This window comes from Actinokineospora sp. PR83 (genome assembly GCF_021056305.1).
In the GTDB taxonomy this organism is placed as follows: Bacteria; Actinomycetota; Actinomycetes; order Mycobacteriales; family Pseudonocardiaceae; genus Actinokineospora; species Actinokineospora spheciospongiae.
In genome coordinates this window covers 44,665-54,195 of sequence record NZ_JAJCXD010000097.1, presented here as the reverse complement: position 1 = coordinate 54,195, position 9,531 = coordinate 44,665, and the positions used below count along the sequence as shown (strand labels likewise).

10 protein-coding genes are annotated in these 9,531 nt (G+C 74.0%); 4 read left to right on the top strand and 6 right to left on the bottom strand.

Features of this window, described 5'->3' with window-relative positions; genetic code table 11:
* Positions 1-154 precede the first annotated feature (154 nt).
* Positions 155-907, bottom strand: a complete 753-nt coding sequence (locus tag L6E12_RS29495; RefSeq protein ID WP_236231196.1) for an SAM-dependent methyltransferase — start codon at positions 905-907, stop codon at positions 155-157.
* A gap of 95 nt (positions 908-1,002) precedes the next feature.
* On the opposite strand from L6E12_RS29495, the gene L6E12_RS29490 reads away from it, so the two are divergent.
* Positions 1,003-2,055 (top strand): alpha/beta fold hydrolase, encoded by a 1,053-nt coding sequence (locus L6E12_RS29490; protein ID WP_240013842.1) that lies wholly within the window; start codon positions 1,003-1,005, stop codon positions 2,053-2,055.
* A 13-nt stretch (positions 2,056-2,068) separates the two neighbouring features.
* Here the strand turns inward: L6E12_RS29490 and L6E12_RS35185 are convergent, their stop codons facing one another.
* Positions 2,069-4,081, bottom strand: coding sequence for an alpha/beta fold hydrolase (locus L6E12_RS35185; protein WP_304523927.1), 2,013 nt, complete (start codon positions 4,079-4,081; stop codon positions 2,069-2,071).
* Positions 4,074-4,904 (bottom strand): 4'-phosphopantetheinyl transferase superfamily protein, encoded by an 831-nt coding sequence (locus tag L6E12_RS29480; RefSeq protein ID WP_236231194.1) that lies wholly within the window; start codon positions 4,902-4,904, stop codon positions 4,074-4,076. The genes L6E12_RS35185 and L6E12_RS29480 overlap by 8 nt, the downstream gene beginning before the upstream one ends.
* Before the next feature lie 141 nt (positions 4,905-5,045).
* Here L6E12_RS29480 and L6E12_RS29475 point away from each other — a divergent pair, with 141 nt between their 5' ends.
* Positions 5,046-5,453 carry a DUF3224 domain-containing protein gene (locus tag L6E12_RS29475; protein ID WP_236231193.1) on the top strand — a complete coding sequence of 136 codons (408 nt, stop codon included), beginning with the start codon at positions 5,046-5,048 and terminating at the stop codon, positions 5,451-5,453.
* Between the two features lie 5 nt (positions 5,454-5,458).
* Here the strand turns inward: L6E12_RS29475 and L6E12_RS29470 are convergent, their stop codons facing one another.
* Positions 5,459-5,932 (bottom strand): cupin domain-containing protein, encoded by a 474-nt coding sequence (locus tag L6E12_RS29470; RefSeq protein ID WP_236231192.1) that lies wholly within the window; start codon positions 5,930-5,932, stop codon positions 5,459-5,461.
* Between the two features lie 94 nt (positions 5,933-6,026).
* Positions 6,027-6,539 carry a hypothetical protein gene (locus L6E12_RS29465; RefSeq protein ID WP_236231191.1) on the bottom strand — a complete coding sequence of 171 codons (513 nt, stop codon included), beginning with the start codon at positions 6,537-6,539 and terminating at the stop codon, positions 6,027-6,029.
* A 57-nt stretch (positions 6,540-6,596) separates the two neighbouring features.
* Between L6E12_RS29465 and L6E12_RS29460 the strand changes: the two genes are divergently transcribed.
* Both L6E12_RS29460 and L6E12_RS29455 read left to right on the top strand, forming a co-directional pair.
* A complete protein-coding gene (locus L6E12_RS29460; protein ID WP_236231190.1) occupies positions 6,597-7,019 on the top strand; it encodes an SRPBCC family protein in 423 nt (140 codons plus the stop codon).
* Positions 7,020-7,096: 77 nt separating this feature from the next.
* Positions 7,097-7,294 (top strand): DUF5302 domain-containing protein, encoded by a 198-nt coding sequence (locus tag L6E12_RS29455; RefSeq protein WP_236231189.1) that lies wholly within the window; start codon positions 7,097-7,099, stop codon positions 7,292-7,294.
* A gap of 778 nt (positions 7,295-8,072) precedes the next feature.
* Here L6E12_RS29455 and L6E12_RS29450 read toward each other — a convergent pair.
* Positions 8,073-9,443, bottom strand: a complete 1,371-nt coding sequence (locus tag L6E12_RS29450; RefSeq protein WP_236231188.1) for a wax ester/triacylglycerol synthase family O-acyltransferase — start codon at positions 9,441-9,443, stop codon at positions 8,073-8,075.
* Between the last annotated feature and the right edge of the window lie 88 nt (positions 9,444-9,531).

Below are 9,531 nucleotides of genomic sequence, written 5' to 3'. Positions count from 1 at the left end.
GCGGCGGTGACCTGCCCGGCCTCCTCCGCCAGCCAGCACCACTCCAGGCGGTTGAGGCCGGTGCCGAGGCCGTGGGTGATCATCCGGCGCCAGGCCTCCGCGTCCGGCCTGTGGGAGCACAGGGCGGTCAGTTCCGACTCGTCGCGCAGGGGTCTCATCGGCGGCGGCCGACCACCGCGTAGATGAGTGACTCGCGCGGGTCGCTGTCGCCGGGGGCGGTGTCCGGGTGCCACTGGGGGGTCCACACCACGCCCGGCTCGACCAGGTCCAGGCCGTCGATCAGGGCTTCGACCTGGGCTCGGTCGCGGGAGACGCTGGTGCTGCCGGTTTCGTCGTAGAGGCGGGCGGCGCTGTCGTTGTTGGGGTGGCGGGCGTCGCGGGTGCCGTGGGTGATGGCCAGGTGGCTGCCGGGGGCCATTGCCTCGACGTAGCGGCGGATGGCGGGCATCGGGTCGGGGACGAAGTGCAGCACCGACACCATCAGCACCGCGATCGGCTGCTCCAGGTCGAGCAGCCTGCCCGCCGCCGCGGAGTCGAGGACGGTGTCCGGGTCGAGCATGTCGGCGAGGACCACCTCGGCCCGGGGGCAGCCCGCCAGTTCGACCTCGCTGTGCGCGACCGCGATCGGGTCGACGTCCACGTACAGCACCCGCGCGTCCGGGACGGCCTCGTGCACGTTGCCCACGGTGGGGATGCCCGAGCCGAGGTCCAGGAACTGGGTGATGCCCCGGGCCCGGAAGTACCGGACCGCGCGGCGCAGGAAGTCCCGGTTCTCCCTGGCGGCGGAGCGGGCCTCGGGCATGGCCGCGACGATCCGCTCGGCGAAGCGGCGGTCGGGTTCGAAGTTGCAGGCGCCGCCGAGCAGGTAGTCGTACACCCGGGCGGCGTTGGGCCGGTCTGGGTCCACCGCCGGACCTGACACAACGTACCTCCCCGGTGACCCTCCGCCCGCGTGGATACTAGTCGGTGAACCGAGCGTGGGGAGCGGCAGTGGCGTCGGGACTGGCAGCGGCACCTGATTGGGTGTCCTCGGCCACCGCGAACGTGGTGGCGAAGGTGTTCCGGGGCGGGTTGGCCGACCTCCGGCCGGTGCCGCGCGCCCTGGTCGACCGCGGGCGGACCCGCGCGGTGCACCGCTTCACCCCGGCGGGGGCCGGTGACCCGGTGCTGCTGGTGCCGCCGCTGGCCGCCCCGGCGCTGTGCTTCGACCTGCGCCGCGGGTGCAGCCTGGCCGAACACCTGGTGGACCAGGGCAGGTCGGTGTACCTGGTGGACTACGGGCAGGTGAGCTTCGCCGACCGCGGCCTGGGCCTGGAGCACTGGGTCGACGACGTGCTGCCGCGCTCGATCGAGGCGGTCAGCCGGGACGCGGGCGGGCGGCCGGTGCACCTGGTGGCCTGGTGCCTGGGCGGCATCCTGTCCCTGCTCACCGCCGCCGACCGGCACGACCTGCCGATCGCCTCGCTGACCACGATCGCCGCGCCGATCGACATGACAGCCATCCCGCTGGTCGCCCCGATCAAGCCGCTGGCGGACCTGACCAACGGCTGGATCCTCACCCCCGCCTACCGGCTGCTGGGCGGGGCGCCGCGGGCGCTGGTGAAGAAGGCGTTCCAGATCTCGGCCATCGACAAGGTGGTCACCAAGCCGTACGCGATCCTGCGCAACCTCGACGACGCGGACTTCCTGGCGCAGTTGGAGGCGGTGGACCGGTTCACCGACAACATGATCGCCTACCCCGGTCGCACCTTCGGTCAGATCTACCACCGCTTCTTCCGGGCGAACGACCTCGCGGGCGGTGAACTGGACCTCGGTGGCCGCCGCATCGCGCTGCGCGAGGTGTCGGTGCCGGTGCTGGTGATCGCCGGGGACAGCGACGCCATCGCCCCCGCGCGGGCGGTCCGGCACCTGGTGGACGTGCTCGACGCGGCCCCGGAGGTCACCTTCCACACCTGCCCCGGCGGGCACCTGGGCGTGCTGGCCGGACGCGCCGCCCGGGCCACCACGTGGCGGCACGTCGACGACTTCCTGGCCAGGCACAACCCGATCGACTGAGGCCCCGCGGGGTTCAGGACCGCTCGCCCACCAGCGCGGGTGAACCCGCCCAGTGCACGCCGCCCGCGCGGTCCAGCGGCCGCTCGTGCCCGCGCAGGAACCCGTCGACGATCGTGGCCACCAGGTCGGGGCGGTCGTGCATCACGTAGTGCGTGGCGCCGTCGATCCGCACGTGCCTGGCGTTGGGGAAGGCCGCGGCGGACTGCTCGAACCGCTCCGGCGAGGCCACCGTGTCCAGCTCCGAGCCGACGAACAGCATCGGCGTGCGGACCGACTCGGCGTCGGCCAGCGAGTCGTGCGCCCAGAAGTCCAGTAGCTGGCGGGCGTAGTCGACCAGCGCCTCCGGTGAGCGGAACGGGTGGCGCAGCTCCTCGGCCAGGGTGGTGTTCGGCAGGCCCAGGACCTGCGCGGCCAGCTCGTGCGGGTCGGCGGACGGGTCGAACTCCTCGCGCATCCCGAACACCCGCAGCATCGACCGCGCGAGCTGCGGCTGCCCGCCGACCATCCGGCACAGCGCCTCCAGGTTGCGCTCGTACGGGGTGTCCGGGTCGCCGACGCGCCCGGTGGCCCGGAACGAGCCGTTGAGCAGCACCATCGACCGCACCGCCCCTGGCCTGCGGCGGGCGAACTCGACGGCCACCTTCGGGCCGGTGCACCAGCCGAGCAGGTCGCACTCCTCGACGCCCTCGTGCCGCAGCACCTCCGCCAGGTCGTTCACCTGGTCGCCCAGCACCACCGACACCGGCGAGTCGGTGCCCCGCGGCTCCCACAGGACGACCCGGTAGCGGTCGGCGAGCCGGTCCACCAGCCGGTACCAGAAGCCGGGGCCCTGGCCGAGCGCGTTGAGGACCACCAGCACCGGGCCGTCGCCGCCGCACACCTCGTAGGTCAGCGGCTGCCCGTGCACGTCGATCGTCCGCCGCCGCGCGCCCATCCGCGTCTCCGCGACGTGCCGGGCACCCGCGCGCGCCGCCAGGTCCTGGGCGCGGCGCAGCGAGCGCAGCAGCTCCGGGGTCACCGCCGACTCCGGGCCGCAGCGCGCGGTGGGCCGGAACGTGGTGCGGGCGGTGAAGAACTCCGCGAACGCCCCCAGCCGCGCCTCGAACAGCCGGTCCACCGCGGTCAGGTCGGCCCGGTCGGCCACGGCGGTGATCGGGATGTCGTAGGCCTCGCCGACCTGGTCGACGAGCTTCTCCACGGCCAGGTTCGACGGCGCCAGCGCGTTGTGCACCCCGCCTGCGGGTTCGTTGCGCGCCAGGCACAGCAGGGCGTCGGCCGCGGCCCCCACCTCGATCAGCCCCAGCGAGCCGCCGCCCGGCGCGAACCAGCGCAGCGGCTGGTGCTCGAAGTACTCCGGCAGCCGCTCCCGCACCTCCCGCACCAGGTCGTGCACCGCGGCGAACAGCGGCACCGCGCCCTCGCGCACGAACCCCGCCAGCCCCAGGTCCTCGCCCACCACCAGCCCGGTGCGGAACGCGCGGTGCTCCACCCCGGCCGCGGCGCAGGCGCCGACGACCTCGCGCTCCAGCGCCGTGTACTGCTCGGTGACCGGGTCGCCCAGGCCGTCGTCGACCGCCCACGGTTCCTCGGGGACGTGCCCGGCGTCGAGGCCCGCCGCGTACCCGGACCCCACGTAGTTCAGCCGCCGCACCCCCAGCGGCCCCAGCTCCTCCAGCAGCCGCCGGGTACCGACCAGGTCGGCCGCCGCCAACTGCGCCCCGGACACCTTCGGCGTCCCGGTGACGCACCACACCTCCGCGGTCTCCCAGCCCTCCGGCAGGGCCCGGGCCAGGCCCTCCCCGTACGGCAGGCAGCGCATCCGCCCGATGTCCACGGCCGGGCCCGGCCCGGCGCCGGTCGAGGCGCGCAGCACCCGGCGCACGGCGGCGGTCAGGTCCGCGCGGCCGGGCTGGTCGGTGCCCCACGGGGCGAAGATCACGTAGTCGTCGGAGGCGGCCAGCCTGCGCGCGGCCAGGTGCGCGCCGAGCAGGACGGCCGATCCGGTGATCAGGACGGTGTCAGCCATGGTTCTCGAACCTCCAACGCGCGAAGACCCCGGGGCCGCCCGCGCCGTCGCGCCCGGTCGGGGTGGGGTGGCGGATGATGCGCAGGTCCGGCGCCGGGCCGGTGCGCAGCGCGACCGCGAGGATGTGCCGGTCGGTCACCGGCCACTGGGCGAACTGCCAGTGCGCCGGGTCGTCGTCCTCCGGGGTGCTGACCCGGATCGGGCCGGTGTCCCAGTCGAAGCCGTAGCGCTCGAACGGCACCGACATGCCCAGGCCGCGGGCCTTGCTGTAGGCCTCCTTGAGCGTCCAGTACCGGAAGAACCGGCCCGGCCGCTCGCCCTCGGGCAGCCCGCGCAGCGCGGCGGACTCGGCCGGGGTGCAGGTGCCGCGGGCCAGCAGCGCCACGTCGGTGTCCCGGTCGGCGACCTCCACGTCCACCCCGCAGGCGATGTCGCGGGTCACCACGCAGGCGATCAGCCGGTCGGTGTGCGACACGTTGAACCGCAGCGGTGACGGCGGGTCGACCACCTCCGGGCGGTCGTGCTCGGTGCGGGCGAACCGCCACTCGTCCGGGTGAACTTCGGGGGAGCACCAGCTCAGCGCGGTCCTGGCCAGCGCGTGCGCGGCCAGCGCGGTGTGCCGGTCGCGGTCGAACCGGCGGCGGCGCACCCTGGCCCGCTCGTCGTCGGAGATCAGGTCGTGGCAGGCCGACACCAGGTCCGACAGGGCCAGGGTCTGCGGGTCGAGCACCCACACGTGCGCCTCGTCCGCGCCGATCACCACCCCGGCCGCCTCGGTGCGGCGCGGCCGGGCGGGCCGGGCGGGCGGCTGCGGAACGGGCATCGCGGGCCCTCCGGGGGGTCGGGCACTTCGGACCCGCCGATGCTGCGCCGGGCCGACCCGCCGCCGCCGCTCAACTTTGAGCGGCCCGCCCGCCCCGGTGCGGCGCTAGGGTGTGGTCCACCCGAGCCAGGAGGAGTCGCCGTGCCGACCGCGAAGAGCCAGTTCGACCTCGACGTCTGGGAAGAGGCGGACCAGCCGTACCGGGTGACCGACGGCGCGAAGCTGCTGCACGGGAAGTCCTCGCGCAAGTTCGACGGCGGCGACATCACCGGCCGCGGCTGGACCGAGATGATCATGGCGCAGACGTTCGAGGAGAAGTCCGCCACCTACGTCGGCATCGAGTTCTTCGAGGGCACCGTGCACGGGCGCCAGGGCACCTTCGTGCTCTCGCACAGCTCCAGCCAGGACCGCGGGCAGCTCAGCTCGCGCTACTTCGTCGTGCCCGGCTCCGGGACCGGTGAGCTGGCGGGCCTGCGCGGCACCGCCACCATCACCATCACCCCGGACAAGGAGCACTTCTTCGAGCTGGAGTACGAGCTGCCCGGCTGAGCCGCTCAGACCATGTACTGGTCGTGCCTGGCGTAGAACTCGGTCCACTCCTCGGCGCTGAGTTCGCGCCCGGACTCGGCGATCTCCGCCAGCTCCAGGAAGTACTGCTCGCGCGGCGGGCCGGGGGCGAACAGGATCAGCATCGACGCGGGCTCGTCGGAGACGTTCGCGAAGGCGTGGATGCCGCCCATCGGCACGTACAGGAAGTCGCCCGCCGTCGCGTCCACGGTGCGCTCGCCGTCGTCGAGGCGGACGGTGCCGTCGATGACGTAGAACGACTCCGAGAACGTCTTGTGGAAGTGCCGCGCCGGGCCGCCGGAAGCGGGCGCCATGTCCCAGCGGAACAGGCCGAACTGCCCGTCGGTCACCGAACCCGGCGCCACGAAGTGCGCCGAGGTGGTGGGCCGGTCCAACACGATCGTCTCGTCCACCGGCCGGAAGCGCGCGCTGTGCTCGCCGGTGGTCCCCAGGTACGACATCGAACTCCCTACACCCGTGCGGGATCCGAGTAGACCGCGACCGCGGCGGCCCGGTCCAGTCCCGGCGGCGTGTCGACCGTCATGCGCGCCCGGTTCAGTACCCGCTGTCCGGTTCCCGCGGCCTGCGCACCGGGCGCGGCACCCGGGTGAGCGCCCGGACCCGGCGGGTGCGGCCGTGCACAGCCAGCAGCGCCAGCAGGTCCCCGTCGACCTCGGCCGCCAACCGCCGCTGCGCCCAGTCGCTCGCCGCCAGCACCGCCGTCGCCTGCACCGGCCTGCCCGCCAGCGCGTCGCGCAGCAGCCGCCACTCGGCGAGCCTGCAGCGGAGGAAGTCCACGTGCTCGACGGCGGGACCGACCCGGGCCGCCCAGGCGTGGAAGTCGCCGCGGGCCCGGCCGCGCTCGTCGATCCTGGCCACCACCGCGGCGGTCGCCATCTCCCGGTCGGGGTCGAGCAGCACCAGTTCCAGGAACGCCCGCTCGTCCACCGGGTCGGCGGCCCGGTACCACTCGAAGCGAAGGTGCTCGTCGGCCGCGAGCGCGCGCGGGTCGTGGTCCGCGCGGCCGGTCAGTGCCGCCACGGACGCGATGTGGTCCAGCAGGTTCACCGTTCTTCCTCCGCCGGGAAGGGTAGTGGGAGCGATCTTCGCCGCTACCCTGGGCCGATGCAGTTCGGCACGTCGATCGCCACGTCCGCCCCGCCCGCCGCGGTCTGGTCGGTCTACACCGACGTCGCCCGGTGGCCGGACTGGACCGCCTCGGTCACCTCGGTCCACCCGCTCGACCCCGGCCCGCTCGCGCTCGGCCACCGGGTCCGGATCAAGCAGCCGCGCCTGCCCGCCGCGGTCTGGGTGGTGACCGACCTGGCCGACGGCGAGTCGTGGACCTGGACCGCCCCCGGCCTGCGCACCACCGCCACCCACCACGTCGGCGCGGCGGCCGACGGCTCCGGGGGCTCGCTCGTGCGGCTGTCGCTGCGCCAGGAGGGCCCGCTCGGCGCCGTCCTCGGCCGCCTCACCGCCGGTCTCACCGACCGCTACCTTGCGCTGGAGGCCGAGGGGCTCAGGGCCAGGTCCGAAGCGCGGTAACCTCGAAACCGAGTCGACCCGGCCGGGGCACCCGTGCCAGGCTCGACTGTCCGTTCGCCCCCCGTTGGAGGTCCTTCATGCCCGACCAGCCCGAGCCGCCCGCCACCGACGAGACGGCCGAGCCCCAGGACCTCAAGAGCAAGTTCCGCGAAGCCCTGGAGCGCAAGCAGGCGAGGTCCCAGGCAGGCCAGGACAACGCCACCGGCAACTCCAAGGTCCACGACGCCCACGGCCGCGCGGGCGCCAAGCGCCAGCACCGCCGCAAGAGCGGCTGACCCAGGAACCACCCGCCCGGGCGACACGAGTTGTCCACAGGCAAGATCGACACCACCGCTCCCGCCCTCCCACCCCGGTAGAATGGCCCCAGGGCCGCCAATCCCCAGGGAGGGTGGGGGTTGTGGATGGCTACGCGCGCGCGAGGGAAAGCGGCGTGTGTGCTTGGTTTTTGCGGTGGGGTGTGCGGCTTGGGGTTGGGGCTGCGGGGGAGCGGTCGGTGCTTCGGTTGCTGTTGCCGGGGTGCGGGGTGGGTGTGGTGTTCGGGGGTTGGTGGGAACTGGCGTGGGCGGGAGGTCGCTCGGAACTGGTGTGAGCTGAGAGCCGGTGTGCGCAATGGGCTGGGAGCCTGAAAGGCGGCGCGGGCGGGGGCCGGTGTGTGCAAGGGACTGGGGGAACTGCAAGGCGGCGTGGGCGAAGGGCCAGTGGGAGCTGGGGCCTGCTGGTGGGAGCGGGGGTGACTCCGGTTGGCCCGGGGCGCGTTCGGCGGACCGGTGGCAGGTGGGTGCGTCGGGGTTCCAGGTGGTGATCAGGCGAGGCAGTGGGTGCTGGACGGGGAACCGGTGCCGGTGCGGATCGGCAGGGCGGATCGGCAGGGCGGGCTGGCAGGGTGGGCTGGCAGGGTGGGCCGGTAGGGTGGATCGGCAGGGCGGGCCGTCCGGTCTCGGGTGCGCAGGCGGTGGTCGAGGGTGCCGGTGTGGGATCGCCTGGCCGGCGTGGGAGCGGTAGGCGTGGTGCCCGGTGGGCGGGGAGCGGGCTTCGTTCCCGCTCCGAACCCGCTCAGAGGAGTTCCTTCTCCATGGTGGCCAGGCTGTCCTCCAGGAACGTCAGCAGGCGTTGCAGGCGGGGGACGCTGCGCCTGCACCCGGTGAGGCCGAACTCCAGGCTGCCCGCGTAGCTGGTCACCGTGATGTTGAGGGCTTGGCCCTCGTACGGGACCGAGACGGGGTAGACGCCCTCCATCCTGGCGCCGTTCCAGTACAGCGGGGTGGACGGGCCGGGCACGTTGGAGATCAGCAGGTTGAACGCCGGTGGGGTGATCCTGACCGCGCCGGGGACCAGGGACAGGGCCAGCGGGGCGAACGGGATGGCGCTCAGGGCCGTGATCTGCAGCGGGGACATCCCCTGGTAGAACGCCTTGCCCCGGCGCATCGACTCGGCGATGGCGGTGAGGCGGTCGACCGGGTCGTCGAGGTCGGTGGCCAGGGTGCAGAGGATGAGGCCGACGGCGTTGCCGCCCACGGCCGTGCCCTCGCGCAGGGAGATGGGGACGGCGGCGACCAGGGGCTTGTCGGGCAGGGCGTCGAGTTCCAGCAGGTACTCGCGCAGCGCGCCCGCGCACATCGCCAGCGTCACGTCGTTCACCGTGGCGCCCGCGGCGGCGCCGACCGCGCGGACGCGGGCCAGGGGCCAGCCCTGGGCGGCGAAGCGGCGGGCGCCGGTGATCGGCACGTTGAACATCGTCTTGGGGGTCTCGTGCGGCAGGGTCGCCGACTGCTCGCGGAACGCCTGGTTGACGTACTTCACCACCGCCGGGCCGAGGCCGACGACGTCGCGGACGACGCCCGCGGCCGAGGCGAGGCCCGCGAACGGGGTCGGGGTGGTCCGCTTCGGCCGCTCGGCCGCGCCGGTGCCCTGGCGCGGGGACCACGGTGGGCGGACGCCGGTGTCCGCCGGGTCGGTGGACAGCGAGCGCTCCAGCAGGCGCAGGGCGGAGACGCCGTCGAGGAGGGCGTGGTGGGCCTTGGTGTAGACCGCGTACCGGTTGTCCTCCAGGCCCTCGATCAGGTGACACTCCCACAGCGGGCGGTGACGGTCGAGCAGGGAGCCGTGCAGCCGGGACACCAGCTCCAGCAGCTCGCGCACCCGGCCCGGGGTGGGCAGCGCCGACAGCCGGACGTGGTACTCCAGGTCGAGCTGGTGGTCGTCGGACCACACCCACTGCCCGAGGGTGCCGATCGGGCCGCGGGGCCTGCGCCGGAACAGTGGGCTGATGTCGGTGTGGGTGAGCAGTTCCCGGTGCAGTTCACCGACGTGGTCGGGGCCCGCGCCGTCCGGCAGCCGGAACACCTGGAGGCCGCCCACGTGCAGTGGGTGCTCCCGTGTCTCGCCGAGCAGGAACACCGAATCCGTCACCGGCATCACGGGCATTGCGGTCCTCCTCGACCCCGGGCAGTGGACCCGGACCCCCACGCTGCCACCCGATCGGGGTTACCGCAATCACAGTCCGGGGTGGACC

Bases quoted from the DNA above. Each gene is read 5' to 3' on its own strand.
- L6E12_RS35185 (WP_304523927.1), bottom strand. From the start codon at position 4,081: ATGGCTGACACCGTCCTGATCACCGGATCGGCCGTCCTGCTCGGCGCG.
- L6E12_RS29480 (WP_236231194.1), bottom strand. From the start codon at position 4,904: ATGCCCGTTCCGCAGCCGCCCGCCCGGCCCGCCCGGCCGCGCCGCACC.
- L6E12_RS29470 (WP_236231192.1), bottom strand. From the start codon at position 5,932: ATGTCGTACCTGGGGACCACCGGCGAGCACAGCGCGCGCTTCCGGCCG.
- L6E12_RS29460 (WP_236231190.1), top strand. From the start codon at position 6,597: ATGCAGTTCGGCACGTCGATCGCCACGTCCGCCCCGCCCGCCGCGGTC.
- L6E12_RS29455 (WP_236231189.1), top strand. From the start codon at position 7,097: ATGCCCGACCAGCCCGAGCCGCCCGCCACCGACGAGACGGCCGAGCCC.
- L6E12_RS29450 (WP_236231188.1), bottom strand. From the start codon at position 9,443: ATGCCCGTGATGCCGGTGACGGATTCGGTGTTCCTGCTCGGCGAGACA.